Genomic DNA, 26,730 nt, shown 5'->3' with positions numbered 1-26,730 from the left:
GAACCATCCGGCGCCGCCCCGCCCGCTTGGCGGCCCCCGGCCCCGCCTCTACAGTCTTGAAAAGCCAGGAGAGGACCGCACCCATGCAGGCAGCCACCATGCAGGCGCCCCCCATGCGGGCAACCTTGCCGCAGGACTGGCGCGACGGCCATTTCGCCCTGCGGCTCGACACGCCGGAGGGGCCTGTCGCCATCGCCCTGCGCCAGGGCCGGGCCTATGACATGACCCCCGCCTTCGGCACGGTCAGCGCCTGGCTGAACGAGGCCGACCCGCTGGCGGCGATCGAGGCACGCGGCACGCCCCTGGCGCTGGACCCGGAGGCGGCGCTGGCCGGGGGGCGCTTCCTCGCCCCGGTGGACCTGCAGGCGATCAAGGCCTGCGGCGTGACCTATGTGCGCTCCATGCTGGAACGGGTGATCGAGGAGCGCTGCCGCGGCGACGCCTCCCGCGCCGAGGCGGTGCGGGTGGAGGTGCGCGGCATCATCGGCGACGACCTCGCCGCCCTGGTGCCGGGCAGCGAGGAGGCCATGCGGCTCAAGGAGGCGCTGGTCGCCAAGGGCTGGTGGAGCCAGTACCTGGAGGTCGGCATCGGGCCGGATGCCGAGGTCTTCACCAAGTGCCAGCCCATGGCGGCGGTCGGCCCCGCCGCGCCGATCGGCGTACACCCCTCCTCCGCCTGGTCGAATCCGGAGCCCGAGGCGGTGCTCTGCGTCAACGCGCGGGGTGAGATCCTGGGCGCCTGCCTCGGCAACGACGTGAACCTGCGCGACATCGAGGGCCGCTCCGCCCTGCTGCTCGGCCGGGCCAAGGACAACAACGCCGCCACGGCCCTGGGCCCGGCGATCCGCCTCTTCGATGCCGGCTTCACGCTGGAGGATGTCCGCCGCGCCGGGATCACGCTGCGAATCGAGGGGGAGGACGGCTTCGTACTGGACGAGACCGGCGAGGTCGGCGCGATCAGCCGCGACCCGGCCGGTCTGGTGGCCCAGGCAGCCAACGCCCATCACCAGTATCCGGACGGATTCGTGCTTTTCCTCGGCACGCCCTTCTCCCCCACCAAGGACCGCTCCACCCCCGGCGGCGGCTTCACCCATGCTCCGGGCGACAAAGTGCGCATCGCCTCCGGGCGTCTTGGCGCGTTGTGCAACCAGGTGGCGCGGACGGATGAATGCCCGCCCTGGCGCTTCGGCGCCGGGGCCCTGTTCCGTTCCCTGGCCGCCCGAGGCCTGCCAAGGACCGCATCATGATGGAAGAATTCGGCCGCCTGGATCGCGGCGACGGGGTGGAACTGGCCTGGGCCGCCTTGCAGGGCACGGGACCGACGGTGGTCTTCCTGGGCGGCTACCGCTCCGACATGGAGGGCACCAAGGCGCTCTATCTCCGCGAGCGCTGCTCCGAGCGTGGGCAGGCCTTCCTGCGCCTGGACTATTCCGGCCATGGCAGCAGCGGCGGGCGATTCGAGGACGGCACCATCAGCCAGTGGACCCGCGACGCCGCGGCGGTGATCGATGCCCGCGCGCCGGAGGAGCCGCTGATCCTGGTGGGTTCCTCCATGGGCGGGTGGATCGCGCTGCTGCTGGCCCGGCTGTGGGGCGAGGAGCGCGTGCATGGCGTGCTAGGCATCGCCGCCGCGCCCGATTTCACCGAGGCGCTGATCCCGCAGGAACTGACGGAGGAGGACCGCCTCGCCCTGGACCAGGACGGCGTGACCTACCGCCCCTCCGACTATGGGGAGCCGATGCCCTTCACCGCCGCCCTGCTGGAGGACGGCCGGAGCAACCTGCTGCTGGACCGTCCCCTGAGCTACACCAACCCGGTGAAGCTCCTCCAGGGCATGCGGGATGCCGAGGTGCCCTGGCGGCATGCACTGCGGATCGTGGAGGCGCTGGAAAGCCCGGCGGTCTCGCTCACCCTGGTGAAGGATGGCGACCACCGCCTGTCGCGCCCCGCCGACCTCGCTCTGCTCTGGCGCAGCCTGAACGGCCTGCTCCGCCAGGAGGGCGGCTAGGCACCGCCGGCGGGGGGCCGTAGCCGGCGTTCACGCCTCCCGGTGGCCGGCCTGCTCCGCGGCGATCTGCCGCAGCCCTTCGCGATAGCTGGGATAGCGCCATTCCAGGCCGAGCGCCGCCCTGGTCCGGGCATTGGCCACGAGGCGGCGCTCCGACCAGAAGGAGCGCGCCATGGGCGACATTTCCGCCCAGGCCGCCTCGAAGGGCAAGGCAGGCGGTGGCGGCAGGCCGAGCAGCCGCGCCGCCTCCTCCACCACCAGCGCCGGTTCCGCCGGTTCGTCATCCACGAGATGCAGCACCCTGGGCATGGCGCCCACCGGAGCCGGGCGTGCCGGGACCTGGTCCTGGGGGGCCTGGGCCGCGGCCGCCGCCACCGCCCGTGCGATGTCGTCGCGGTGGATGCGCCCAAAGGCATGGCCCGGCCGGATCACCCGCCGCGCCTTTCCGGCACGGACCTCGTCCAGCGCGCTGCGTCCGGGGCCGTAGATCCCGCCGGTGCGGAAGAGGTCGAGCCAGGCACGTCCGGCCAGCGCCGCCTCCCAGGCCAGTTCCGCTTGGCGCCGCCGCAGGGAACGCGGCTGCCCCGGCGCCGCAGGGGTCGTCTCATCCACCCAGGCCCCGCCACGGTCGCCATAGACGCCCGTGGTGGAGAGGTAGCCCACCCAGCGCAGCCGCGCCCCCAGCCCGGCCCGGATCGCCTCGCCATGCCGCGCCAGCACCGGGTCCCCATCCTCGCCGGGGGGGATGGTGACCACGAGATGCGTTGCGGCCGCGATCGCCGGCCCGGCGGCCTCGAAGGGGATCGCCGGTACGGGCCCCGCTTCCGCCCCCTGCCCCGGCTGGCGATGGGTGCCCCGGACGGCGAAGCCCCGTGCCAGCGCGGCGCGCGCGATGGCCTCGCCGGCATAGCCCAGGCCCAGGATCAGCAGATTTGGAGAAGCGTCGAATGCCATCGGGAAGGGCATGTGGCGCGACTCGCCGGCGCTGGCTAGGGCCGCCCCGCCATCCGTTTCCGGCCAGGGAGATGAGGTGGCAGATTCACGCTTTCAGGCGATGCCGCCTTCCCGCCATCTGCTCTAGGATGGAGGGGATGAGCCTCTCCCTCCGACCCGTGCTGATGGGCGCCTTCGCCGCTGCCCTCCTGGCCGCCCTGGCCGGAGGGGCCTGGCAATTCCTGCGCCGCCCGCCCGTGCCCGTGGCGGAGGAGGTGCTGCCCCTGCCACCCGAATCGCCGCGCCTGGACGACAGCCCGGAATATCTCCGCTGCCTGGACCAGATCCCCGACGATCCGCAGGGGGCGCTGGCCTTCGCCGAGGCCTGGCAGGACCGTGCCGGAAGCAGCAACGGGTCCCGCCATTGCCAGGCCCTGGCCCTGCTGGCCCTGGGCGATGGTGAAAGGGCCGCCCCCCGGCTGGAGGCGCTGGCCGCGCAGACCGAGTTCAACAACACCGCCCGCGCCGTGCTCTATGGCCAGGCGGGACAGGCCTGGATGGCCATCGGCGATGCCAGCCGTGCCTATGCCGCCACGACCCTGGGCCTGTCCCTGTCACCGGACAACGCCGACCTGCTGGTGGACCGCGCCCTCGCCTCCGGCAGTCTCGGGCGCTATGCGGACTCCCTGGCCGATGCCACGCGGGCGACGGAGCTGGACCCGGACCGCCCGGATGCCTGGGTCTTCCGCGCGGCCGCCCTGCGCCATCTCGACCGGCCGCAGGAGGCCCTGCACGCCATCGACCGGGCGCTGACCATCGAGTCCGACAATGCCGAGGCCCTGCTGGAACGCGGCATCCTGCGCCAGTTGAACGGGGATCTGGAAGGAGCGCGGGAGGACTGGGAAAGCGTGATCCAGTCCGACCCGGAAAGCGCGGTCGCCGATCTGGCGCAGCAGAACCTGGCGCTCAGCGAGGCGGGGCCGAAGCGGCGTTAGGCCCTGCCCCGCTCAGGCCGAGACCGTGGCGACGGAGCCGCCATCCACCCGGTAGTTGGCGCCGTTCACGAAACTGGCGAGTTCGGAGCAGAGGAAGGCGATGGCGGCCGCGACCTCCTCCGGCCTGCCGCGGCGGGCGAGTTCCAGGGTCGGGCGCTCCTCCTTCAGGAAGCTCCGCACGGCCTCCTCGAAGGAGGTGCCGTTCTCCCTGGCCCGTTTCTCCATCATCGCATCGGTCATCGGCGTCTCGATATAGGCGGGGGAGACGCTGTTCACGAGGACGCCCTGCCTCGCATAGGTCTTCGAGAGGCCCTTGGTGAGGTTCAGGATCGCCGCCTTCGCCGCGCAATAGGGCAGTTCGTCGGCATAGGGCTGCACCGCATCCTCGGAGCCGATCAGCACCACCCGGCCCCAGCCCCGTCCGGCCATGGCCGGGATGAAGGCGCGGCAGACCCGCACCGCCGCCATGAAGTCCACCTCCAGGGCCAGGCGCCAGTCCTCGTCCTCCAGTTCATGGAAGGGACCGGTCGGGCCGGTGATGCCGGCGGCGTTCACCAGGATGTCCACGGCGCCGAAACGCTCCCGCGCGCGCCGGGCCAGCGCCTCGACCTGATCCGGCTTCGTCAGGTCGGCGGCGATGGCGAGGACTTCGCCGGTCAGTCCCGCCGCCGCCTTCTCCAGCGGGCCGGCCTCCTTGTCGGAGAGCACCACCTTCGCTCCGTCGCGAAGCAGGAAGCACGCCGTTTCCAGCCCGATGCCGGAATCACCGCCGGTGACGACCGCGACGCGGCCCTTGATCCCGAGTTCCATCGTCCCGTCGCCTTCCTCGTGCGGAAGGCAAGACGTCCGGCGGCGGGAGCGGTTGCCCGTTCCGCCGTTGGCGTCACGGGGTTTTCAGCGGGCGCTCAGAAATCCAGGTCGTCGTAATGTTCCGGCGGTGACACACCGCTGACCCGCTCGGCCAGGATCGGGCGGAAGGACGGGCGCGACTTGATGCGCGCGTACCAGTCCTTGGCTGCGTCGGACAGCGTCCAGTCCACATCGCCGATATAGTCGAGCGCCGAGAGATGAGCGGCCGCCACCAGGTCCGCCAGCGACAGGCTGCTGCCCGCCAGCCAGCTCCGCGTCTCCGCCAGCCAGCCGAGATATTCCAGGTGGCCCTTGATATTGGCATAGCCGGCCCGCAGGGCGGGACCGTCCGGGTTGCCCCGCTGGAGCATGCGCTTGAACTGCTTCTCGTAGAGCAGGTTGCGCGTCACCTCGTCGTTGAACTTGCCGTCGAACCAGGCGACCAGGCGGCGCACCTCGGCACGCTCGGCGTGGGTGCGGCCGAGCAGCGGGTTCTCGGGATAGGCTTCGTCCAGATACTCGCAGATCACATAGGAGTCCGCGAGGACCAGCCCGTTCTCCTCCTCCAGCACCGGCACCATCCCGGCGGGGTTGAGATCGAGGAACTCCGGCCGGCGCTCCCAGACGCGCTCAAGCCGCAGCTCGAAGGGAATCCGCTTCTCCGCCAGGGCCAGTCGGACCTTGCGGCAATGGGGCGAGAGGGGAAGGTGATACAGGACGCGCACGACGCTGCCATTACGGCAGGAGGGCGGCGGCGCCAACCGTCTAAACCGAGTTTTGCGGTGGTTGATTCACGCCGCCTTCCCACTCGCGACCAGGGCATGAAGGCGGCATGACGGGGCGGACATGATCCGCCCCGCCAGAAGCCCGGGAACCGTTCCGGCGACCTACTCGGCCGCCGCCGCGACCTCCCGCATCGGGCGTGAGAGCAGCTTCGCGTAATCCTTCGGCACGATGTGCCAGAAGGCGTTCCGCTCCACCGCCCAGTCGTTGAGCAGCCGCGCGGCGAGGCGCGAGCCGGTCTCCTTGGCATGGCGCGCGATGGTCTCGCGCAGCACACCCTCCCAGTGCGCCGACTCCAGGCGGCCCCAGAGCAGCGTCTCGGGGTTCAGGCGGCGCTCGAAGGTGGCGTCCGCGTCCCAGACGAAGGCCATGCCGCCGGTGAAGCCCGCGCCGAAATTGTCGCCCACGGGCCCGAGGATCACCACCGTGCCGCCGGTCATGTACTCGCAGCCATTGGCGCCCACGCCCTCGACCACCGCCGTGGCGCCGGAGTTGCGGACGGCGAACCGCTCACCCGCCTGCCCCGCGGCATAGAGCTCGCCCGCCGTGGCGCCGTAGAGGCAGGTGTTCCCGACGATGCTGTTCTCGTGCCAGACGAGGTTCACGTTGTTGCCGGGGCGCACGACGATGGTGCCGCCGGACAGCCCCTTGCCGACATAGTCGTTGGCGTCGCCGCGCACCTCCAGCTTCAGCCCCTGCACCGCGAAGGCGCCGAGCGACTGGCCGGCCGAGCCGCGCAGCCGCACCGTCAGATGCCCCGGCTGCAGCCCGGTCATGCCGAACTGCCGCACGATGCGCGAGGAGGTCTTGGTGCCGATGGCGCGGTGCGTGTTCCGGATGTTGTACTGGAGCTGCATCTTCTCGCCGCGCTCGAAGAGCGGCATGGCGTCGCGGATCATGTCCGCGTCCAGCGTCTCCGGCACCTCGTTGCGGCCCTCGATGGTGCAGTAGGGCTTCTCGCCACCGGAATCGGCCTTCACCAGAAGCGGGTTCAGGTCGAGGTCGTCGAGGTCCTCCGCGCCACGCGAGACCTGCTTCAGCAGGTCGGTGCGGCCGATCACCTCCTCCAGCTTGCGGAAGCCGAGCGAGGCCAGGATCTCGCGCACCTCCTCCGCGATGAAGGAGAAGAGGTTGATGACCTTCTCCGGCGTGCCGGTGAACTTCTCCCGCAGCGCCTCGTCCTGCGTGCAGACGCCGACCGGGCAGGTGTTGCTGTGGCATTGCCGCACCATGATGCAGCCCATGGCCACGAGGCTCGCCGTGCCGATGCCGAACTCCTCGGCGCCCAGCATGGCGGCCATCACCACGTCGCGCCCGGTCTTGAGCCCGCCATCGGTGCGCAGCTTCACCCGGTGGCGCAGCCGGTTGAGCTGGAGCACCTGGTGCGTCTCGGTCAGCCCCATCTCCCAGGGCAGGCCGGCATACTTGATCGAGGTGACCGGCGAGGCGCCGGTGCCGCCGGAATGGCCGGAGACCAGGATCGCATCCGCCTTGGCCTTGGCCACGCCCGCCGCGATGGTGCCGATGCCCGAACGCGCCACCAGCTTCACGCAGACGGAGGCATCCGGGTTGATCTGCTTCAGGTCGTAGATGAGCTGCGCCAGATCCTCGATCGAGTAGATGTCGTGGTGCGGCGGCGGGGAGATCAGCGTCACGCCCGGCGTGGAATGCCGCAGCCTGCCGATCAGCTCCGTCACCTTGAAGCCCGGAAGCTGCCCGCCCTCCCCCGGCTTGGCGCCCTGGGCCACCTTGATCTCGATCTCGCGGCAGTTGTTCAGGTATTCCGCCGTGACGCCGAAGCGGCCGGAGGCCACCTGCTTGATCGCCGAGGAGGCGTTGTCGCCATTGGCGCGCGGCTTGGCGCGGGAGGCGTCCTCGCCGCCCTCCCCGCTGTCGGAGCGTGCCCCGATGCGGTTCATGGCGATGGAGAGCGTCTCATGCGCCTCCAGGCTCAGCGCGCCGAGCGAGATACCGGGCGCCAGCAGGCGCTTGCGGATCTCGGTGACGCTCTCGACCTCCTCCAGCGCGATCGGCTTCGCGACCTCGGTGCGGAAGTCCAGCAGGTCGCGCAGCGCCACGGGAGGCAGGCGCCGCACCGCCTCGCTGTAGCGCTTGAAGGTCTGGTAGTTCTCCGTGTCCACCGCCTTCTGCAGCGTGTGGATCAGCGAGCCGTCGAAGGCATGCGCCTCGCCCCGGCGGCGCAGCTTGTAGAGGCCGCCCACCGGCAGCGTCACAGCATCGGCGTTCCAGGCGGTCCTGTGCAGGGCCAGGATGCGCCGGGCGATGCCGGAGAGGCCGATGCCCGAGATGCGCGACTGCATGCCGGGGAAGAACTCCGCCACCAGCGAGCGCGACAGGCCGATGGCCTCGAAGTTCATGCCGCCACGATAGGAGGAGAGCACGCCGATGCCCATCTTGGACATGATCTTCAGCAGGCCCTTGTCCACCGCCTTGCGGTAGCGCGCCACGCAGTCCGTCAGGCTGAGGTCGCCCAGCAGCCCGCGGCGGTGCCGGTCGGCGATGCTGTCCTGCGCCAGATAGGCGTTCACCGTGGTGGCGCCGGCGCCGATCAGCACGGCGAAGTTGTGCACGTCCACGCATTCCGCGGAGCGCACGTTGAGCGAGCAGAAGGTCCGCAGCGAGTTGCGCACCAGGTGCGTGTGCACCGCGCCGACCGCCAGGATCATCGGGATCACGCAGCGCTCGGGGCCCTGGGCCTCGTCGGTCAGGATCACATGGGCGCAGCCGGAGCGCACGCCCTCCTCCGCCTCGCGCCGGATGCGGTCGATGGCGTGGCGCAGGCCCGCCTCGCCCTCCGCCGCCGGGAAGGTGCAGTCCACCGAGGTGGCGCTGGAGCCCATATAGGCCCGCATCGCGTCGAACTCGGCATTGGACAGCACGGGGCTGTCCAGCATCAGCATGTCGAGCTGGGCCGGGTCCTCGTCGAGGATGTTGCCCAGGTTGCCGAGGCGCGTCTTGATCGTCATCACCCGCGTCTCGCGCAGGCTGTCGATCGGCGGGTTGGTGACCTGCGAGAAGGTCTGCCGGAAGTAGTGGTGCAGCCCGCGATACTGCTGCGACAGCACCGCCACGGGCGTGTCGTCGCCCATGGAGCCGATCGCCTCGGCGGCATCCTCCACCATCGGGTGCAGGATCTGCTCCAGTTCCTCCAGCGTGTAGCCGACGGAAAGCTGGCGGCGGCGCAGCGACTCCACCGGCGGCGCCTCGGGCTCGTGCTGGTCGGCGCGCACGATGCCGTCGATGCGCGTGGTGCGGTGGACCCAGTCGCCATAGGGCTTGCGGGCGGCCAGCATGTCCTTCAGCTCGGCATCGCTGAAGAACCGCGGCTGGTCGAGATCGACGCCGATGCACTGGCCCGGGCCGACCCGGCCCTTGGCCATCACCTGGTCGTCGGGGATCTTCACCATGCCCGTCTCGGAACCGACGAAGAGCAGCTTGTCCGCCGTCACCGTGTAGCGCAGCGGGCGCAGCCCGTTCCGGTCCAGCCCGGCCACCACCCAGCGCCCGTCCGTGCCGCAGACCGCGGCCGGCCCGTCCCAGGGCTCCATCACCGCGTTGCAGTAGAGGAAGAGGTCGCGATGTGCCGCCGGCATGGTGGCGTTGCTGCTGACGCTCTCCGGGATCAGCATGGACTTCACCATCGGCGCGTCGCGCCCGGCGCGGACCAGCAGCTCGAACACATTGTCGAGCGTCGCCGTGTCGGAGCCGCCGGCCTGCACGACCGGCTTGATGTCCTCCATGAAGGGGTCGAGCAGCGGATGGGCGAGCCGCGTCTCGTGGCTCTTCATCCAGTTGATGTTGCCGTGGACCGTGTTGATCTCGCCGTTATGCGCGATCATGCGGAAGGGCTGCGCCAGCCGCCAGGTCGGGAAGGTGTTGGTCGAGTAGCGCTGGTGGAAGATGGCGAAGCGCGAGACGAAGCGTTCGTCCAGCAGGTCCGGATAGAACTGCGTCAGGCTCTCCGCCAGGAACATGCCCTTGTAGATCAGCGAGCGGCAGGAGAGCGAGCAGAGGTACAGCTCCGGCACCTGCGCCGCGATGGCCTGCTTCTCGATGCGGCGGCGGATCACGTAGAGGTCGCGCTCCATCAGCGCGGGCTCGCGGTTCTCCGGATCCCAGATCAGGATCTGCTCGATCTCCGGCCGGGTCGCATTGGCCTTCTCGCCGATGCAGGAGACGTCGATCGGCACCTGCCGCCAGCCATAGATGTTGTAGCCGGCGTTGAGGATCTCGACCTCGACGATCTGGCGGCAGCGCTCCTGCGCGCCGAAATCGGTCTTGGGCAGGAAGACCATGCCGACGCCGATCGGGCCGGGGCGGCGCCGGTCCCCGCCACGCTCCACCGCCTCGGCGAAGAAGTCCTGCGGGATCTCGATATGGATCCCGGCGCCGTCGCCGGTCTTGCCGTCCGCATCCACCGCGCCGCGGTGCCAGACGGCGCGCAGCGCGTCGATGCCGGCCTGCACCACCTCCCGCCGCGCCACGCCGTCCAGCGCGGCCACCATGCCGACGCCGCAGGCATCGTGCTCGGTGACGTCGATCTGCGCCTCCCGCGTCAGGCGCGCGGCCTCCTGCGGATAGGCGGCGGCGAAGGCGGAACCGGTCTCGCTCGTCTTCTGGTTCATCGTCTCAGTCCTTTCGCCTGCGTCACTCGGCGGCCTGGGCGACCGCGCCCTGCTGCTCGTGCCAGTGCTCGATCCGGTCGGCCGCGTCGCGCCCGTCCCGGATGCCCCAGACCACGAGGCTGGCGCCGCGCACGATGTCGCCCGCGGCGAAGACGCCGGGGATGCTGGTCATCATCGTGCGGTGGTCCACCTGCAGCGTGCCCCAGCGGGACACGCGAAGGCCGGGCTCGCCGAACATCTCCGGCAGGTTCTCCGGATCGAAGCCCAGCGCCTTGATCACCAGGTCCGCCGGCTCGGTGTACTCGCTGCCCGGGATGGGCTCGACCTGCTGGCGGCCGGTGGCCTCGGGCAGGCCCAGATGCATCCGCACCGCCTGGACGCCGGTCACCTTGCCGGCCTCCCCCATGAAGAACTTGGGCGCGGCGAGCCAGGAGAAGCGGACGCCCTCCTCCTCAGCATTCTTCACCTCGCGCATCGATCCCGGCATGTTCGCCTTGTCGCGGCGATAGAGGCAGGTGACCGAGGCCGCGCCCTGGCGGACCGAGGTGCGCACGCAGTCCATGGCGGTGTCGCCGCCGCCGATCACCACCACCCGCTTGCCGGCGGCGTTGAGCGCCCCGCTGTCGAAGGCCGGCACCGCATCGCCCAGCCCCTGGCGGTTGGAGGCGATCAGGAAGTCCAGCGCCGGGACGACGCCGTCCAATTCGTTGCCGGGCACCTCCACGTCGCGCGCCCGGTACACGCCGGTGGCGATCAGGACCGCGTCGTGGCGGTCGCGCAGTTCCGCCAGCGAGGCGTCGCGGCCGATCTCGAAGCCCAGCTCGAAGCGGATGCCGGCCTCCTCGAACAGCTTCCAGCGGCGGAGGATGACCTCCTTCTCCAGCTTGAAGTTCGGGATGCCGTAGATCATCAGCCCGCCGACCCGGTCATGCCGGTCATAGACGGTGACCTGCCAGCCGCGGCGGCGCATCCGCTCCGCGGCCGCGAGGCCGGCCGGGCCGGCGCCGACGATGCCGACCGAGCGCTCCGTTTCCCGCAGGGGAACGGGCGGCTTCACCCAGCCCTTCTCCCAGGCCGTGTCGGTGATGTAGCGCTCCACCGCGCCGATCGTGACGGATTCGAAGCCCTTCTCGATGACGCAGTTGCCTTCGCAGAGCCGGTCCTGCGGGCAGACGCGGCCGCAGACCTCGGGGAAGGTGTTGGTGGCGGCGGAAACCTCATAGGCCTCCTCCAGCCGGTTCTCCGCCGTCAGCTTCAGCCAGTCGGGGATGTTGTTGTTCAGCGGGCAGTGCACGGAACAGAAGGGCACGCCGCACTGGGAACAGCGGCTGGCCTGCTGGGAGGCGCGCTCAGGCTCGAAATCCGCGTAGATCTCGCCGAAATCCTGTCGGCGTTCGGCGGCATCGCGCTTCTCGGGCTGCCGTTGCTGCAGGCGCACGAACTGGAGCATGCGTTCGGCCATGGTTGATCCCTCTGCAAGCGGCCGGGCGTCGGACCGGATCATTAAAGGAGGTTTGGCAAGCCTATGGCACGCTCCTCGCATCATTGCGAGCGCAAAAAAGGCGTTTAAGTCAATATAGCTGACCTAAAATCCAGGGTTTTTTATTGAAAATGATTATCAATCGCCTAAAACGCTCCAAATAAGGTCCATTTCGGACCTTTCGTGGAATCAGCCCTTCTTGCGGTAGCGGGCGAGGTAGGAGGGCAGGATCGCTTCCAGCGGGTGCGGCACCACGCCCAGCTCCGCCAAGCCCGGGTGATGTCCCGAAACGACGTTGTCGTGCCGCAGCAGCAGCAGCTGGTCCTCCGTCAGGGGCGGATTGGGCAGGCGGCCCAGGAGCTTCGCCTGCAGTTTCGCGATCCCGGCCGGGATCTCCACCACCCGGCGGCGGCGGCTCAGCACCTCCAGCATCTGCTCCATCAGGGCCTGGAAGCTGGCCACGCGCGGACCGCCCAGCTCATAGATCTGCCCGGGCGCCTCGGGCCGCGTCACCGCCGCCTCCACGGCCGCCGCCACATCGCCGACATAGACAGGCTGGAACCGCGTCCGCGCCCCCACGATGGGGAGGACGGGCAGCAGCCGGCTCATCGCGGCGAAGCGGTTGAAGAAGGCGTCCTCCGCCCCGAAGACGATCGAGGGCCGCAGGATGGTCGCCTGTGGGAAGGCCGCCCGCACCGCCGCCTCCCCTTCTGCCTTGGACCGGGCATAGGCGCTGGGGCTGTTGGGGTCCGCGCCGATGGCCGAGACCTGCACCAGCCGCGACACGCCAGCCTCGGCGCTCAGCCGCGCGATCCGCCCCGCCGCCTCCGCGTGCACGCGCCGGAAATCACCGGCCCTGCGCTCCGCCAGGATGCCGATGAGGTTCACCACCACCTCCGCCCCCGCGACGGCGCGGGCCAGCGCCGCCTCGTCGGTCAACGACACCGCCAGGGGCACGATCTGCCCTACCCGGCCCTGCACCATCTGCCGGCGGGCGCGGTCGGGGTGCCGGCTGGGAATCCGCACCACATAGTCGAGTTGCGCCAAACGCTGGACGACATGCCGCCCGATGAAACCCGCCCCGCCGAACACCGTGGCCACCCGTCGCGTCATCATGCCCGCTCCTTCCCGTCCGCGCTTCCATCTGGAGAGATGGAACGCCCCCGGCGGAGGCAAGATGGCACCCCGGGCGGCAGGCTCCCATGAACGCGGCGAAAGCGCCTTCCCCCCGCTTGACGGCATGGTCACGGGACCGTAAGAGCGGCGCCACACCGCACCGAATTGCCCAGGTGGCGGAATTGGTAGACGCGCTGGCTTCAGGTGCCAGTGACCGCAAGGTTGTGAAGGTTCGAGTCCTTTCCTGGGCACCATGGTTGCTGACCCGCCGGATCGCTGATCCGGTTCCGGTGGGGAAACTGAGAGGATCGTGGTCACCTGCCCAGGTGGCGGAATTGGTAGACGCGCTGGCTTCAGGTGCCAGTGACCGCAAGGTTGTGAAGGTTCGAGTCCTTTCCTGGGCACCACGTCACCCGCCCAAACCCTTCCCCATCTTCCCATGACGAAGCGGCGGCGCCCGCCCTGGCCTTGAGTGCCGGAGGTTTAGCTCGCCAGCGGCAGCCCCTTCCTTCAGGCTGCCTGCCCATCCCGGCCGGAAACCGAACGCTCCCCCCGAGGCCCGCATCCATGGGAAACACGATCTTCATGTCCGACCGCCGGATCCACCTGCACCGGCAGGACCTGCCGCCCGATCTTGACCTCGGGCCCGTGGTGGCGGTGGATACCGAGACAATGGGCCTCGACCCCCGCCGCGACCGCCTCTGCCTGGTGCAGCTTTCCGCCGGCGACGGATCGGCCCATTGCGTGCAGATCATCCCCGAAGCCCTCGGCGGCCGGGGCGGCGACTGCCCCAATCTGCGCGCCCTCCTGGCCGACCCGGCGCGAATCAAGCTGTTCCACTTCGCCCGCTTCGACGTCGCCATCCTCCAGGCCGCACTGGGGGTGGAGGTGGCGCCGGTACGCTGCACCAAGATCGCCTCCCGCCTCGTCCGCACCTACACCGACCGCCACGGGCTCAAGGAGCTTTGCCGGGAACTGCTCGGGGTCGAGATCTCGAAGCAGCAGCAGTCCAGCGACTGGGGCGCGGCGGAGCTCAGCACGGAACAGTTGCAGTACGCTGCCTCGGACGTGCTGTACCTGCATGCCCTGTGGGCGCGGCTGGAGGCCCTGCTGATCCGCGAGGGGCGCCTGGACCTCGCCGAGGCCTGTTTCCGCTTCCTGCCCACCCGTGGGCGGCTGGACCTCATGGGCTATGCGGAGCCCGATATCTTCGCGCATTGAGCCCCGGCGCCCAAACCCGCGACAAGGACTGGCACGATTCTTGATGCGGAAAGTGACTCCGCGTTGACCGCTTGGCCCCGGCGCACCATAACGGGCCGGTGAACGCCCCTTTCCAAGATCCGGACCTCGCCGCGGGCCGCCGCGTGCTGGAGATCGAGGCGGCGGGCCTTTCCGCCCTCGCCTCGTCGCTCGATCAACGTTTCCGTGACGCCGTCGCCCTGCTCGCCCGGACCACCGGGCGGGTGGTGGTGACGGGCATGGGCAAGTCCGGCCATGTCGGGCGCAAGATCGCCGCGACCTTCGCCTCCACCGGGACGCCCAGCCAGTTCGTGCACCCCGGCGAGGCCTCGCACGGGGATCTCGGCATGATCGTGGCCGGGGATTCGGTGCTCGCCATCTCCAATGGCGGCGAGACGGCCGAGCTGTCCGACGTGCTGGCCCATAGCCGCCGCTTCGACCTGCCGCTGATCGCCATCACCGGCCGGGCCGGGAGCACCCTGGCCAGGACCGCCGATGTCGCCCTGGTCCTGCCCCAGGTGCCGGAAGCCTGCCCGCTCGGCCTCGCCCCCACCACCTCCACCACGCTGCAGCTCGCCCTGGGCGATGCGCTCGCCGTGGCGCTGCTGGAGCGGCGCGGCTTCACCGCCGCCGATTTCCGCGTCTTCCACCCGGGCGGCAAGCTGGGCGCCCAGTTGCGGCGGGTCCGGGAGGTGATGCACCGCGACATGCCGCTGGCCCCGCCCGGCCTGCCGATGCGGCAGGCGCTGGTGGACATGACCGCCAAGCGGTTCGGCTGCCTGGGCATCGTCGAGGAGGGCCGCCTGGTCGGGATCATCACCGATGGCGACCTGCGCCGCGCCCTGGATGCCGAGGCGGATGACGCCAGCCCGGGCGGCCTGCTGAACCGCCCCGCCGCCGAGGTGATGACCCGCGGCCCGCGCACCATCGGCCCGGACGCGCTGGCGGCCGAGGCGCTGCGGATCATGAACGAGCGCAGCATCACCAGCCTCTTCGTGGTGGAGCCGGATGGCAGCCCCAGCGGCATCCTGCATATCCATGACCTGCTGCGGCTGGGGGTCGCTTGAGCGGCGCCGCCGGAAAGCCGCAAGCCCCGCCGCCCGTCCCGGAGGTGGGGGAACGGGAGGCGCACGAGATGCTGCTGCCTTCCCGCGCCCGGCGGCATTATTCGCGCGGCGCCATGCTGCGCCGGCGCTGGTCGGTGCGGGCGGCGAAGTTCCTGCTGCCGCTCGGCGCGCTGTCGCTGCTGGCGGCCATCGCCCTGTGGCCGGAGATCGACCGCACCACCGATCAGGCGCGCCTTTCCTTCCGCCGCATCGCCCAGAACGCCGCCGACACGATCCGCGTGGTGCAGCCGCGCTACCAGGGGATCGATTGCAGGGCCGGCCCTTCAACGTCACCGCCGCCGTCGCCACGCAGACCGCGCAGGACGCGCCGATCATGCTGGAGAAGCCGCGCGCCGACCTGATGATGAGCGGCGGCGGCTGGGTGCTGCTCGAATCCGACAGCGGCCGCTACGACAAGGCCAAGGACCTTCTGGACCTCTGGGGGAACGTGACTCTCTGGAACGACAACGGCACGACCCTGAAGACCGAGGTCGCGCATATCCAGATCAAGCTCGGCGAGGCCGAGGGAGACCGCCCCGTGGCGGCGCAGGGCTCCTTCGGCACGCTGACCGGCGAGGGTTTCATCCTCAAGGACAAGGGGGCGGACATCACCTTCACCGGCAACACCCACGCCATGCTGGAGGGCAACCAGTGACCCCCCTGCCTCCCGACGCCATGCGCCCCCGTACGCACCGGGCCGGGCTGATGTCATCCCTCGCCTTCGCCGCCCTGCTCGGAGCGGGCTGGGCCCTGGCCCCCTCGGCAGCACGGGCGCAGCCGGTGGACATGACCCGGGGCGGCCCGGTCGAGGTCACCTCCACCAACGGAATCGAGTGGCGGCAGGCGGAGCAGGTCGTCATCGCCACCGGCAACGCGAAGGCGGTGCGCGACGGCGTGACGCTCACGGCGGACCGGCTGATCGCCCGCTACCGTAACCGCGCGGGACAGGCTGGCGGGGACGGCGCCGCCGCCTCCGCTCCCGCCCCCTCGGCGGAGCCCGGCGGCGACAGCCCGGTCTCCAACGGCGAGATCTGGCGGCTGGAGGCCGAGGGCAACGTCCATATCAACACGGACACCGACCATGCCCAGGGCGACCGCGGCGTCTATGACATGGACCAGGCGGTCATGGTCCTCACCGGCCGCAACCTGCGCCTGACCACGACGGACGACACCATCACCGCCCGCGACAGCCTGGAATACTGGCCGCAGAAGCGCATGGCGGTGGCGCGTGGCGCGGCCAGCGTGGTGACCAGCGACAACCGCCGCATCGCCGCCGACACGCTGGTCGGCTACTTCCTGGAACAGGCTCCCGCCGCCCCGGCCCAGCCGGTCCGCAGCGCGGCGCCGGCCGGGGGCCAGGGCGCCGCCCAGCCGCGCCGGGCGCCGGGCGAGGGCTCGAAGCTCGACCGGGTGGAGGTCTTCGGCAATGTCGAGATCCGCACGGAGCAGGAGGTCGTGCGCGGCGACCGCGGCGTGTACAGCCCGGTCACCGGCATCGCCCGCATCCTGGGCAATGTCCGCATCACGCGCGGACAGAACCAGTTGAACGGGTCGGAAGCGATCGTGGACATGCGCAGCGGCCTCGCCCGTCTCGTTTCCGCGCCCGGCACCCGCGTCCAGGGCCTCGTCGTTCCCCAGTCCGGCGATCAGCCGGGGGCTGCGCAACCAGGACGGAATGGTAACCCTTCCGGTGCTAATCCGGCGCCGGGCCATACGGCCGGACAGCCGCAGGGGCGGGGACGGTGAGCGCGGCGCGGATGGACAACAGCGAGGGATTGCGACTGGTGCCGGATCAGGGTGGGCTGGTCGCGAAGGGCCTGGGCAAACGCTACAAGAAGCGGCCCGTGGTGCGCGGCGTCTCGATCAACCTCAAGCGTGGCGAGGCGGTGGGGCTGCTGGGGCCGAACGGCGCCGGCAAGACCACGACCTTCTACATGATGACCGGGTTGGTCCGGCCGGATGAGGGGCAGGTCTTCCTCGACGGCCATGACGTGACGCTGCTGCCGATGTATCGGCGCGCGCGGCTGGGCCTGGGATACCTGCCGCAGGAGGCCTCGATCTTCCGCGGCCTGTCGGTGGAGGACAATATCCGCGCGGCGCTGGAGGTGGTGGAGCCCAAGCGCGACCGGCGCGAGGAGATGCTCGATGCGCTGCTGGCGGAATTCGGCATTTCCCATCTCCGCCGCGCCCCTGCCCTGGCGCTGTCGGGCGGTGAGCGACGGCGCTGCGAGATCGCCCGCGCGCTGGCCACGCATCCCGACTACATCCTGCTGGACGAGCCCCTGGCCGGCATCGATCCGATCGCGGTCGGCGAGATCCGCGACCTCGTGAAGCACCTGAAGGATCGCGGGATCGGAGTGCTGATCACCGACCACAATGTGCGCGAGACGCTGGAGATCATCGACCGCGCCTACATCCTCCATGACGGGCAGGTGTTGATGGAGGGCAGCCCGCGCGACATCGTCGAGCATGAGGGCGTGCGCCGCGTCTATCTCGGAGAGCGCTTCAGCCTCTGATGAGCTTCTCCCTGGGCCCACGTCTGGACCTGCGGCACTCCCAGTCCCTGGTGATGACGCCGCAGCTTCGCCAGGCGATCAAGCTGCTGCAGTCCTCCAATCTCGAGGTCGTGGCCTTCGTCGAGGAGGAGCTGGAACGCAATCCGCTGCTGGAGCGGGAGGAGGCGGAAGCCGCGCCGGCGCCGGAACCCGAGGTGGCGGTGCCGCCGGCGGATTTCCCCTCCGCCACGCCGGACATGCATCTCGATCTGCACGACACGCAGAATCTCTACGAGGCCACCGAACTGCCCGTGTCGGCGCGTGGCCCGGCCTCCGGCTTCGAGGATGATGAGCGCGGCATCGACGAACTGGCGCGCGAGCATCCGCGCTCCCTGCGGGAGGAACTGGCGGAACAGGCGCGGCTGACCTTCGGCGACGCGGCGGAGCGGATGATCGCCGGGCAGTTGATCGCGCTGCTCGACCCCGCCGGGCGGATGCTGGCCACCGATGCGGCCATCGCCGCCGCGCTGGGCTGCGCCGAGGAAACGGTCGCCATGGTGCGCCGCCGCATGCAGCGTTTCGAACCGGTCGGCCTTTTCAGCCACAGCCTTGCGGAATGCCTCGCGGTGCAGCTCGCGGAGAAGAACCGGCTCGATCCCGCGATGCAGGCGCTGCTGGACCATCTGGAACTGCTGGCGCGGCGCGACCTGGGCGCGCTGACCCGGATCTGTGGCGTCGATGCCGCCGACCTCGCCGACATGGTCGCGGAAATCCGGCGCCTCGATCCGAAGCCCGGCGCTGCCTATGACGACACCCCGGCCCCGACCCTGGTGCCGGATGTCCTGATGCGCCGCGCCCCGGACGAGGGCTGGGTGCTGGAGCTGAATCCCGAGACCATGCCGCGCATCCTGGTCAACCGCGGCTTCCATGCCAAGGCCCATACCGCCGCCCGCAGCCGGGATGAGCGCGCCTATCTGGCCGAGCGGCTGCAGAGCGCCAACTGGCTGGTGAAGTCGCTGGAACAGCGGGCGAACACCATCCTGAAGGTCGCGGCCGAGATCGTGCGGCGGCAGGACGCCTTCTTCCGCCACGGCATCACCCATCTCCGCCCGCTGATCCTGAGGGATGTGGCGGAGGCTGTGGAGATGCATGAAAGCACCGTCTCCCGCGTCACCGCCAACAAGTATATCGCGACGCCGCGCGGCAGCTTCGAGCTGAAATTCTTCTTCACCACGGCGATCGCCGGCACCGCCGGCGAAACCTTTTCCGCCGAGGCGATCCGCCACCGTATCCGCGGCATGATCGATGCGGAGCGTCCGGAGGATATCCTCTCCGATGACGCAATCGTGGACCGGCTGCGCGCGGAAGGGGTGGACATCGCCCGCAGAACCGTGGCCAAATACCGGGACGCGTTGCGCATACCCAGTTCAGTGCAACGCAAGCGGGAAAAGGCAGTCCTGGCTTTCTGAACGCACCGGGACGGGTCCTCCTGCGACAAGCAGAGGAGGTTTGCTCCGAAATGCACATCATGGTTTCTGGGAAGCAGGTCGAAACCGGGGATGCCCTGAAGGTCCATGTGGCCGAGGGTCTGGAAGTCATCGCCCGCAAGTACTTCGACCGCGCCCTTGAGGCGAATGTCACCTTCAGCAAGGATCGCAGCTTCTTCGTCTGCGACATCAACCTCCACGCCGGCCGTGGCCTTTCCGTGCAGGCCGAGGGCGAGGGCACGGATGCCCATCGCGCCTTCCAGGATGCCGCCACCAAGGTCGCCAAACGCCTGCGCCGCCATCGCCGCCGCGTGAACGAACATGCGCGTTGCCAGGCGGTGGAGCGCAAACCGGAGCCCGGCGCCACGGATGTCGTCGCGCTCGTCTGAGCGCCAGATCACATCCGACAAAAACAATCGCATAGACAAGCGTTCAGACGGGGCTTCTTCGGAAGCCCCTATTTTTGCGCGGCGTGCCGAAGGCCGATAACGCGCGGACGCAGAAAGGCGGAGCGCCGGAAGCGCCCCGCCTTCACAACGAGTACCGAGTACCGACGGATCGCCCGCCGCGCCTGCCCTGCGGCAGGATAGGCCCGGCGGGTCAGGCCCGGTGAGCCAGCCTCAATGGACCAGGACCGGTTCCATCTCGTTCTGGATGATGGCGGCGATCGCGAGATCGGCGTTCGGGGCCGCGCCGATCGGCGTGCCGTCGGCGGAATGGATGGCCACCGCCTTCACCCCATCCACCACGACGGGTCGGATATAGGCGATCTGTTCGCGGCCGAAGCTGGCCCAGTCGGCGGGGGACAGGCCCTTCAGGACCGTGGTTTCGCGGGCTTCGCGAGATTCATTCATGGCGACACTCCTGGGCGCTTCCCGGCAATCCCTTGGCGAAGCAGCCCTTTGCTGGTGGCCTGTTCTCCCAACGCAGCGGGGCTGCGAGGGTTCAGCACATCGCTGCAGGCCGTTGTCAGACACGTCCCGGGGTTCCGCGGGATCAGTCCTGATCGGACACCACTGGCCGACCGGCGCCGTTGATGCGGATCGTCCTCACCCGGGTTTCCGGTTGCGGGCGGCGCAGATCGACATGGAGCAACCCGTTGTCGAGCCAGGCGCCCTCGACCTCGATCCCCTCGGCCAGCACGAAGGCACGCTGGAACTGGCGGGATGCGATGCCGCGATGGAGGAAGATACGCCCCTCCCCCTCGTCCTTCTGGCGGCCCCGGATGACGAGCTGGTTGTCCTCCTGGGTGATCTGGAGATCCTCCATGGAGAAGCCGGCCACGGCCAGGGTGATCCGCAGCCTTTCGGCGGCGGTCTGCTCGATGTTGTAGGGGGGATAGCCCTCGGCGTTCTTCTGCACCCGGTCGAGCATCTGCTCGAGATGGTCGAAGCCGAGAAACAGTGGCGATCCGAAGACGGACGAACGGGACACGGTCTGGTGCCTCCTCGTGGATGAGCGAGACGCGCGGAACCGGCCCGAAGCACCGGTCCGCGATGCACAATGTCGTGCCTCCGCACCCCGCTTGCAAGACGGGCCGCGGAGATGGCCCCATCCACCCGGGAGGCAGGCGCCGGGGAGACCCGCGGCCGGCGGACGTTGCGCCACCGGCGCCGCATGGCTAGATGCCGGGCATCATGGCGAACGACGCCCCTCCCCTGCCCATCCTCCTGATCCCCGATCCTCGGCTGCGTGCCAGGACCCGCCCGGTCGGGCCGGCCGACGCCGGCAAGGTCCGCGACCTCTCCGACCGCATGCTCGACGCCATGTACAAGGCGCCGGGCATCGGCCTGGCGGCGCCGCAGGTCGGCGAGAACCTGCGCCTGATCGTGCTGGACCTGCAGCCCGACGACACGCGGCAGCCCTATGTGATGGTGAATCCCGAGATCGTGGAGGCCAGCCGCGAGACCGCGCTGCGGGAGGAAGGCTGCCTGTCCATCCCGAACCAGTATGCCGAGGTGGAGCGCCCGGCGGTGGTGAAGGTGCGCTGGCAGGACCTGGAGGGCGCCCGCCGGGAGATCACCGCGGAGGGGCTGATGGCCGCCTGCCTCCAGCACGAGATCGACCACCTGAACGGCGTGCTCTTCATCGACCACCTCTCCCCCCTGAAGCGCAACATGCTGCTGCGGCGCTTCAACAAGGAGCAGAAGAACAAGCAGCGCGAGGACTGAGCCCCATGGCCCCGCCGATGCGCCTCGCCTTCATGGGCAGTCCGGATTTCGCCATGCCGGCCCTGCGTGCCCTGGTCGCGGCGGGCCATGAGGTGGCGGCGGTCTATACCCAGCCGCCCCGCCCCTCCGGACGCGGGCAGAAGGAAACGCCCTGCCCCGTCCACCGCGCGGCGCTGGAACTCGGCCTGCCGGTGCGCAACCCCGTCCGGCTGCGGCGCGACACGGCGGAACACGACGCCTTCCGTGCGCTGGAGCTCGATGCCGCCGTGGTCGCCGCCTATGGGCTGATCCTGCCGGGGCCGATCCTGGAGGCTCCCCGGCGCGGCTGCCTGAACATCCATGCCTCGCTGCTGCCGCGCTGGCGCGGGGCGGCGCCAATCCATGCCGCCGTGCTGGCGGGCGATGCCGAGACCGGCATCACCATCATGCAGATGGACGAAGGGCTGGACACCGGCGCCATGCTGCTGCGCGAGGCCACGCCGATCGGCCCGCGCGACACCACCGCCGACCTGCACGACCGGCTGGCGGAGATGGGCGCCCGGCTGGTCCTCCGGGCGCTGGCGGAGAGCCCTGCTCCGGTGCCGCAGCCGGAGGAGGGCATGACCTATGCCCCGAAGCTGACGAAGGCCGATTCGCGGCTCGACTGGCGCGAGGATGCGGCGGTGCTGGACCGGCGGGTGCGGGCCATGACGCCCTGGCCCGGTACGCAGTTCGAGGCCCAGGGGAGGGAGGCCGGGGGGAGGCCGGGGGCGACACGATCCGCGTGCTGGCGGCGGAGCCCGCCGGCACCGCCGATGCCCCGCCCGGCACGGTGCTCGACGCCTTGCCCCGCATCGCCTGCGGCGGCGGCACCGCGCTGCGCCTGCTGCGGCTGCAACGCCCCGGCCGGGCACCGATGGAGGCCGGTGCCTTCCTGCGCGGCTATACCCTCCCGCCCGGCACGGTGCTGCCCCTCCCGCCGGACGCCTGAACCGTGCCGAACTACGCACTCCGGGTCGAGTATGACGGTACCCCCTTTGCCGGCTGGCAGCGCCAGGACGGACTGCCCAGCGTGCAGCAGGTGATCGAGGAAGCGGCTCTCTCCCTGAACGGCGGCTCGCCGGTCACGGCCCAATGCGCCGGACGCACCGATTCCGGCGTGCATGCCGCGGGCCAGGTCGTCAGCCTGCACCTCGCCGCCGATCTGGCGCCCGAGCGGGTGCGGGAGGCGATCAACTTCCATTCCCGCCCGCATCCGGTGGCGGTGATCGCCGCCGCCCGGGTGGCGGAGGACTGGAACGCCCGCTTCTGCGCCCGGCACCGCGGCTATCGCTACCGCATCCTGAACCGCCCGGCGCGCCCGGCCCTGGAGGAGAACCGCGTCTGGCACGTCCCCCGGCGCCTGGATGCGGAGGCGATGCACGCCGCGGCGCAGGGCCTGCTGGGCCGGCACGACTTCTCCGCCTTCCGTGCCAGTTCCTGCCAGGCGAAGGACGCGATCCGGACCCTGGACCGCCTCGACGTGATGCGGCAGGGCGACGAGATCCTGGTCGTGGCGGAGGCGCGCTCCTTCCTGCACCACCAGATCCGCAACCTCGTCGGCACGCTCTACGAGGTCGGGATGGACCGCCGTCCGGCGAGCTGGCCGCGTGCCCTGCTGGAGGGCCGGGACCGGCGCAAGGCCGGCCAGACCGCCCCGCCCACCGGCCTCTGCTTCACCTTCGTCCGCTACGACCCCGAGCCGGACTGGCGCTGACGCCCGCCCGGCGTGGGGGCGGTCAGGCGGCCTGGGGTACGAGCGGCCCCAGCGCATCCCGCAGCCAGGCATCCTCTGGCGCCTCGGCGAGGCAGCGGGACACGAAGCGCCGCATCTCCTCGGTCTCGCCCATCCGGGCCAGGAGATGGGCATAGCCCGCGCGCACGTGGTGGTCGGCATTGCGGGCCAGCGCGGCCTCCAGGTGGCGCCGCGCCTGCGGAAGCTGCCCCAGTTGCTCGTGCAGCTTGCCGACCCGGGCCAGCAGGCCCCAGTTCTCCGGCTCCATGGCCAGGGCGGCGGTGGCGCAGTCCAGCGCGGCCCGGATCTCCCCCTGCGGGAATGCACATGGCCGAGATGGTCCGTGCCGCGCCAGTCGCCCGGCGCCGCCTGCCGCATCCGCGCCGCCAGCGCCGCTGCCTCGTCGAGCCGGTTGGCGTTCAGCAACTGCCAGAAGCGGCGGCTCATCACCGCGATGTCCTGGCCGAAGAACTCCGCCACCCGCGTCGCCTCTGCCGAGAGGCGGTCCCAGGGCAGCAGGCGCAGCAGCGCCGTCCAGACTTCCCGCACCACGGGTGCCATCGGCGTCTCGTCCAGCAGCGCCTCGATCGCGGCGCAACTCGTCTGCTGGCCGGTGAGCGGCCCGCCGGCTTCGCTCAGCCGGGTCAGGTTGCGATGGAACTCCCCATCCTCCAGCCAGCCGGGCTCCGGCACCAGTGCGGCCAGGACGCGCATCAGCAGCAGTGCATAGGCGTCCCGCTTCCGCCCCTGGGCCAGCAGCGCATCGGCGGCCAAGGAGGCGACGCCTTCCAGCACCGGCAGCGGCGGGTCCTGGTCCAGAAGGGCGCGCAGCCGCTCCACCGCCGCCTCGGGCTTCCCGTCCAGGAGTTCCTCCACCGCACGCAGCAGACCGGCCAGGGCTTGGCCCAGTTGCGGCTTGGGTCCGCTCCAGCCCTGCGCATCCCAGTTGCCGGTCTCCAGCAGCTCGCGGAGCAGGGCGCGGTTGCGCGGCTGGTGCTGCTCCGCCCGCTCGCGCAGGGCCAGAGGCACGGGTACGCTGCGGATCTCCTTGCCCAGGGAGGCGAGGTGGTCGTGCAACTGGGGATGGATGCCGTCCCAGCCGGACACCCGCTCCAGCACCGCGCGGCCGAACAGGGCGGCGATGGCATCCGCCGTTTCCGAGGAGCAGACGATCAGCACGTCATGCGCATGGCGCGGTCCCCAGCCGCCCGGCGGCAGGAAGATGGCCTCCGGCAGGGCGGCCGGCGGCGGCATCTGTCCTTGCTCCGGCGGCAGCACATCCGGCCGGAACAGCACGACCGCGGCGAAGCGCCGTCCGCGCCGCTTCTCCTCCGCCCGCTTGAGCCCCACCGCGCGCCACAGCTTGTAGAGCATGCGCAGGCTGTTGTTGTCGCTCTGGCTGCCGGCGAAATCGAGGTCGAGGGCTTCGTCCTCGATATCCAGCGCCACGCCCGGGAACCAGCCGCGCAGGCGCTCCGGCTCGATCTCCCCCGCCCCGGCGGTGGCGCGGGCGGCGAAATCGGGGAAGCTCTCGCTGAAGCGGTAGCCCAGGCGGCGCGGCAGCGCGAAGCCGGCCTCGCGCCCGAACATGCGTAAGAACTGTGAAAGGTTGGTGGCCCCACCGGTCTTGGCGCCGCGCCGCCGCCAGGTGCTGAGAAAGACGCGCGCCCCGCTCTCCGCCGCGATGCGGGCCGTCTCGGGAAAGGTCAGGTCCTCGTCCCGCAACTGGCCATAGATGCAGAAGGCGGTGCCCTCGGGCTGGATGTCCGTCATACCGGCCGGGACCCGGATGCCAGGTGGCACGCATCCGTCAGCACCGCGGTATCAAGGACCATCCCACACGTCTCCCAGGAAATGCAGGAATAAGTTAACAACCACCGATAGGCAACAAAAGGCCATCCCTTCCACCACAGGGCGAAAACTCCCGTGAGCGGGGGTGGCCTTCCGTCAGTCCACCATGGCGACGGCCTGCACCGCCCCGGCCAGGAAGATGCTGATCGCCAGATCCAGCGCCACGAAGGTCGCCGCCTGGAAGGCGTTCACGCCCAGGGCCTCCCGCGCCACGAACCATTCCAGCCAGATCGCATAGCCGAAGGCGGCGATGCCCAGCCAGGTCGCCACCATGCCCGGCGGCACCGGCAGCAGCACCAGGATCACGGCGTACTGGACGATGTTCGCCCAGTTCCAGGCGGCGATGAAACGCGGCCAGCGCGCCAGCAGCCCCGCCCGGGCCGCCAGCCAGTAGGAGGCCAGGGCATAACCGGCCCAGGAGCAGGCGAAGCCCGAGAGCTCCGCCACCAGGAAGCGCAGCGGGTCGGTATCGACCTCGCCCTCCGGCCCGCCGAGGAGGCGCAGCAGGAGGAAGGCGGGCAGGCAGAAGAGCGCCGCCCAGAAGGAGCGCGCCGCCCCTTCCGGCGACAGGCAGGTGAAGGCGATCCCCGCAGCCTTCCCGCGCGCCAGCAGGAAGGCACCGCGCAGGCCCGCCACGATCTGCACCGGCAGGGCCGGCGGCACGGCGGAGGACTGCCGGGGGGCGCTCAGCCGAGACACTCCGCGATCACGGCGCCATAGAGCGCGGCCAGGGCGCGCAGCTCCGCGACCGGCGTGCATTCGTCCACCTTGTGCATGGTGGCCCCCACGGCGCCCAGCTCGGCCACGGGGCAGTAGCGGGTGACGAAGCGCGCATCCGAGGTGCCGCCGCCCGTGTCGAGCGCCGCCTCCTCCCCCGTCACCCGCGTCACGGCGCGCCGCAGCGCCTCCACGAAGGGGCCCGGCTGGGTCAGGAAGGCCTCGCCGGAGCAGGAGAAGTGCGCCTCGTGCCGCGGCGCCTCGGCCTCCAGCGCATCGCGGATCCAGCGCTCCAGGCTGGCGGCGCTGTGCAGGTTGTTGAAGCGGATGTTCAGCGTGGCCTTCGCCTCGGCCGGCACGAGGTTGGTCGTGGGATTGCCGACATCGAAAGTGGTGACCTGGATCGAGGACGCCTCGAACCACTCCGTGCCCTCGTCCAGCGGCGCCGCGACCAGCCGGTTCAGCGCCCGCACCAGCCGGTGCACCGGATTGTCGCAGCGCGCCGGATAGGCGACATGCCCCTGCGTGCCCTGCACCGACAGATAGGCGGTCAGGCTGCCCCGCCGGCCGATCTTGATCGTGTCGCCCAACCGGGCCTTGGAGGTCGGCTCGCCCACCAGGCACATGTCCGGCACCTGCCCGTTCGCCGCCATCCATTCCAGCACGCGCACCGTGCCGTCATGGGCGTCGCCTTCCTCATCCCCGGTGATCAGGAAGGAGAGGCTGCCGCGTGGCTGCGGCGCATGGGCGGCGGCGAGCATGGCCGCCACCCCGCCCTTCATGTCCGTGGCCCCGCGGCCGTAGAGCACCTCCCCCACGACCTCCGCCGCGAAGGGATCGTGGCTCCAGCCCTCGCCGGGCGGCACCACGTCCACATGCCCGGCCAGGCAGAGATGCGGCCCCTCCCCGCCCCGCCGGGCGAAGAGGTTCTCCGTCTCGCCGAAGCGCAGCCGGGTGCAGCGGAAGCCCAGGGGCTCCAGGATGCCCTCCAGCACCGCCATCGCCCCGTCATCCCGGGGCGTGACGGAACGGCAGCGGATCAGCGCCTGCGCGATCGGCAAGGGGTCGGCGATGGCGGCCACGGCCCGGGTTCCGGTCAAG

The 26,730-nt window shown here is 70.5% G+C and carries 25 protein-coding genes, 2 tRNA genes and 1 pseudogene; 17 read left to right on the top strand and 11 right to left on the bottom strand.

The features are described 5' to 3' along the window. Nucleotides 1-83 precede the first annotated feature (83 nt). On the top strand, nucleotides 84-1,247 hold the full coding sequence (locus MVG78_RS11875; RefSeq protein ID WP_247551714.1) for a fumarylacetoacetate hydrolase family protein: 1,164 nt from the start codon (nucleotides 84-86) through the stop codon (nucleotides 1,245-1,247). Beyond that, nucleotides 1,244-2,008, top strand: a complete 765-nt coding sequence (locus tag MVG78_RS11870) for an alpha/beta hydrolase (RefSeq protein ID WP_247551712.1) — start codon at nucleotides 1,244-1,246, stop codon at nucleotides 2,006-2,008. The genes MVG78_RS11875 and MVG78_RS11870 overlap by 4 nt, the downstream gene beginning before the upstream one ends. Nucleotides 2,009-2,038: 30 nt before the next feature. Here the strand turns inward: MVG78_RS11870 and MVG78_RS11865 are convergent, their stop codons facing one another. Then, nucleotides 2,039-2,962: a Rossmann-fold NAD(P)-binding domain-containing protein gene (locus tag MVG78_RS11865; protein ID WP_247551711.1), complete on the bottom strand. Its 924-nt coding sequence runs from the start codon at nucleotides 2,960-2,962 to the stop codon at nucleotides 2,039-2,041. 137 nt (nucleotides 2,963-3,099) lie between these two features. Between MVG78_RS11865 and MVG78_RS11860 the strand changes: the two genes are divergently transcribed. Next, nucleotides 3,100-3,936, top strand: coding sequence for a tetratricopeptide repeat protein (locus tag MVG78_RS11860; protein ID WP_247551709.1), 837 nt, complete (start codon nucleotides 3,100-3,102; stop codon nucleotides 3,934-3,936). 12 nt (nucleotides 3,937-3,948) lie between these two features. On the opposite strand, the gene MVG78_RS11855 is transcribed toward MVG78_RS11860, so the two are convergent. The 5 genes from MVG78_RS11855 to MVG78_RS11835 all read right to left on the bottom strand — a co-directional run bounded on the left by MVG78_RS11855 (nucleotide 3,949) and on the right by MVG78_RS11835 (nucleotide 12,810). Beyond that, nucleotides 3,949-4,746, bottom strand: coding sequence for an SDR family NAD(P)-dependent oxidoreductase (locus tag MVG78_RS11855; protein WP_247551708.1), 798 nt, complete (start codon nucleotides 4,744-4,746; stop codon nucleotides 3,949-3,951). A 95-nt stretch (nucleotides 4,747-4,841) separates the two neighbouring features. After that, nucleotides 4,842-5,510, bottom strand: coding sequence for an FtsZ-binding protein FzlA (gene fzlA / locus MVG78_RS11850; RefSeq protein WP_247551706.1), 669 nt, complete (start codon nucleotides 5,508-5,510; stop codon nucleotides 4,842-4,844). 162 nt (nucleotides 5,511-5,672) lie between these two features. Continuing rightward, nucleotides 5,673-10,214 (bottom strand): glutamate synthase large subunit, encoded by a 4,542-nt coding sequence (gene gltB / locus MVG78_RS11845; RefSeq protein WP_247551704.1) that lies wholly within the window; start codon nucleotides 10,212-10,214, stop codon nucleotides 5,673-5,675. Nucleotides 10,215-10,236: 22 nt separating this feature from the next. After that, entirely contained in the window at nucleotides 10,237-11,676 is a 1,440-nt protein-coding gene (locus tag MVG78_RS11840) for an NAD(P)-dependent oxidoreductase (RefSeq protein WP_247551702.1), read from the bottom strand. 207 nt (nucleotides 11,677-11,883) lie between these two features. Continuing rightward, on the bottom strand, nucleotides 11,884-12,810 hold the full coding sequence (locus MVG78_RS11835; protein WP_247551700.1) for a complex I NDUFA9 subunit family protein: 927 nt from the start codon (nucleotides 12,808-12,810) through the stop codon (nucleotides 11,884-11,886). A gap of 167 nt (nucleotides 12,811-12,977) precedes the next feature. Here MVG78_RS11835 and MVG78_RS11830 point away from each other — a divergent pair. From MVG78_RS11830 to hpf, 10 genes are all read left to right on the top strand, one after another. Further along, nucleotides 12,978-13,064, top strand: a tRNA-Leu gene (locus MVG78_RS11830). Between the two features lie 66 nt (nucleotides 13,065-13,130). After that, nucleotides 13,131-13,217: transfer RNA gene (locus MVG78_RS11825), tRNA-Leu, on the top strand. A 160-nt stretch (nucleotides 13,218-13,377) separates the two neighbouring features. Continuing rightward, entirely contained in the window at nucleotides 13,378-14,031 is a 654-nt protein-coding gene (locus MVG78_RS11820; protein ID WP_247551698.1) for a ribonuclease D, read from the top strand. Nucleotides 14,032-14,129: 98 nt separating this feature from the next. Continuing rightward, nucleotides 14,130-15,116, top strand: coding sequence for a KpsF/GutQ family sugar-phosphate isomerase (locus MVG78_RS11815; protein ID WP_247551696.1), 987 nt, complete (start codon nucleotides 14,130-14,132; stop codon nucleotides 15,114-15,116). Nucleotides 15,117-15,184: 68 nt separating this feature from the next. Continuing rightward, complete coding sequence (locus tag MVG78_RS11810) at nucleotides 15,185-15,517, top strand: hypothetical protein (protein WP_247551694.1); 333 nt, start codon at nucleotides 15,185-15,187, stop codon at nucleotides 15,515-15,517. Beyond that, nucleotides 15,490-15,810, top strand: a complete 321-nt coding sequence (gene lptC / locus MVG78_RS11805; protein ID WP_247551691.1) for an LPS export ABC transporter periplasmic protein LptC — start codon at nucleotides 15,490-15,492, stop codon at nucleotides 15,808-15,810. Before MVG78_RS11810 ends, lptC begins: the two co-directional genes overlap by 28 nt. Next, nucleotides 15,807-16,901 (top strand): LptA/OstA family protein, encoded by a 1,095-nt coding sequence (locus MVG78_RS11800; RefSeq protein WP_247551689.1) that lies wholly within the window; start codon nucleotides 15,807-15,809, stop codon nucleotides 16,899-16,901. The genes lptC and MVG78_RS11800 overlap by 4 nt, the downstream gene beginning before the upstream one ends. A gap of 11 nt (nucleotides 16,902-16,912) precedes the next feature. Continuing rightward, on the top strand, nucleotides 16,913-17,671 hold the full coding sequence (gene lptB, locus MVG78_RS11795; RefSeq protein WP_037250745.1) for an LPS export ABC transporter ATP-binding protein: 759 nt from the start codon (nucleotides 16,913-16,915) through the stop codon (nucleotides 17,669-17,671). Continuing rightward, nucleotides 17,671-19,119 carry an RNA polymerase factor sigma-54 gene (rpoN, locus tag MVG78_RS11790; RefSeq protein WP_247551687.1) on the top strand — a complete coding sequence of 483 codons (1,449 nt, stop codon included), beginning with the start codon at nucleotides 17,671-17,673 and terminating at the stop codon, nucleotides 19,117-19,119. The genes lptB and rpoN overlap by 1 nt, the downstream gene beginning before the upstream one ends. A gap of 59 nt (nucleotides 19,120-19,178) precedes the next feature. Further along, nucleotides 19,179-19,526, top strand: coding sequence for a ribosome hibernation-promoting factor, HPF/YfiA family (gene hpf, locus MVG78_RS11785; RefSeq protein WP_247551685.1), 348 nt, complete (start codon nucleotides 19,179-19,181; stop codon nucleotides 19,524-19,526). Between the two features lie 231 nt (nucleotides 19,527-19,757). Here the strand turns inward: hpf and MVG78_RS11780 are convergent, their stop codons facing one another. Together MVG78_RS11780 and MVG78_RS11775 are read right to left on the bottom strand one after the other, a co-directional pair. Next, complete coding sequence (locus MVG78_RS11780) at nucleotides 19,758-19,991, bottom strand: DUF1150 family protein (RefSeq protein ID WP_019461417.1); 234 nt, start codon at nucleotides 19,989-19,991, stop codon at nucleotides 19,758-19,760. A 142-nt stretch (nucleotides 19,992-20,133) separates the two neighbouring features. Beyond that, entirely contained in the window at nucleotides 20,134-20,571 is a 438-nt protein-coding gene (locus MVG78_RS11775; RefSeq protein WP_237183235.1) for an Hsp20 family protein, read from the bottom strand. A 203-nt stretch (nucleotides 20,572-20,774) separates the two neighbouring features. Here MVG78_RS11775 and def point away from each other — a divergent pair, with 203 nt between their 5' ends. The 3 genes and pseudogenes from def (at nucleotide 20,775) to truA (ending at nucleotide 23,043) form a co-directional block, all read left to right on the top strand. Next, nucleotides 20,775-21,308 carry a peptide deformylase gene (gene def / locus MVG78_RS11770; RefSeq protein WP_247551683.1) on the top strand — a complete coding sequence of 178 codons (534 nt, stop codon included), beginning with the start codon at nucleotides 20,775-20,777 and terminating at the stop codon, nucleotides 21,306-21,308. A gap of 17 nt (nucleotides 21,309-21,325) precedes the next feature. Beyond that, nucleotides 21,326-22,278: pseudogene (fmt, locus tag MVG78_RS11765) on the top strand (methionyl-tRNA formyltransferase). A 3-nt stretch (nucleotides 22,279-22,281) separates the two neighbouring features. Next, nucleotides 22,282-23,043: a tRNA pseudouridine(38-40) synthase TruA gene (gene truA / locus MVG78_RS11760; RefSeq protein ID WP_247551681.1), complete on the top strand. Its 762-nt coding sequence runs from the start codon at nucleotides 22,282-22,284 to the stop codon at nucleotides 23,041-23,043. 22 nt (nucleotides 23,044-23,065) lie between these two features. Here the strand turns inward: truA and MVG78_RS11755 are convergent, their stop codons facing one another. Then, entirely contained in the window at nucleotides 23,066-23,329 is a 264-nt protein-coding gene (locus MVG78_RS11755; RefSeq protein ID WP_247551679.1) for a hypothetical protein, read from the bottom strand. 59 nt (nucleotides 23,330-23,388) lie between these two features. Here MVG78_RS11755 and MVG78_RS11750 point away from each other — a divergent pair, with 59 nt between their 5' ends. Continuing rightward, nucleotides 23,389-24,657, top strand: coding sequence for a hypothetical protein (locus MVG78_RS11750; RefSeq protein WP_247551677.1), 1,269 nt, complete (start codon nucleotides 23,389-23,391; stop codon nucleotides 24,655-24,657). 351 nt (nucleotides 24,658-25,008) lie between these two features. Here MVG78_RS11750 and MVG78_RS11745 read toward each other — a convergent pair whose 3' ends face one another. Then, nucleotides 25,009-25,611, bottom strand: coding sequence for a hypothetical protein (locus tag MVG78_RS11745; protein WP_247551675.1), 603 nt, complete (start codon nucleotides 25,609-25,611; stop codon nucleotides 25,009-25,011). Further along, nucleotides 25,599-26,711, bottom strand: coding sequence for a succinyl-diaminopimelate desuccinylase (gene dapE / locus MVG78_RS11740; RefSeq protein ID WP_428480809.1), 1,113 nt, complete (start codon nucleotides 26,709-26,711; stop codon nucleotides 25,599-25,601). Before dapE ends, MVG78_RS11745 begins: the two co-directional genes overlap by 13 nt. Between the last annotated feature and the right edge of the window lie 19 nt (nucleotides 26,712-26,730).

The organism is Roseomonas gilardii subsp. gilardii (genome assembly GCF_023078375.1).
GTDB lineage: Bacteria > Pseudomonadota > Alphaproteobacteria > Acetobacterales > Acetobacteraceae > Roseomonas > Roseomonas gilardii.
Note: the sequence above shows the minus strand (reverse complement) of the source record. Positions and strands in the feature narration are given on the sequence as shown.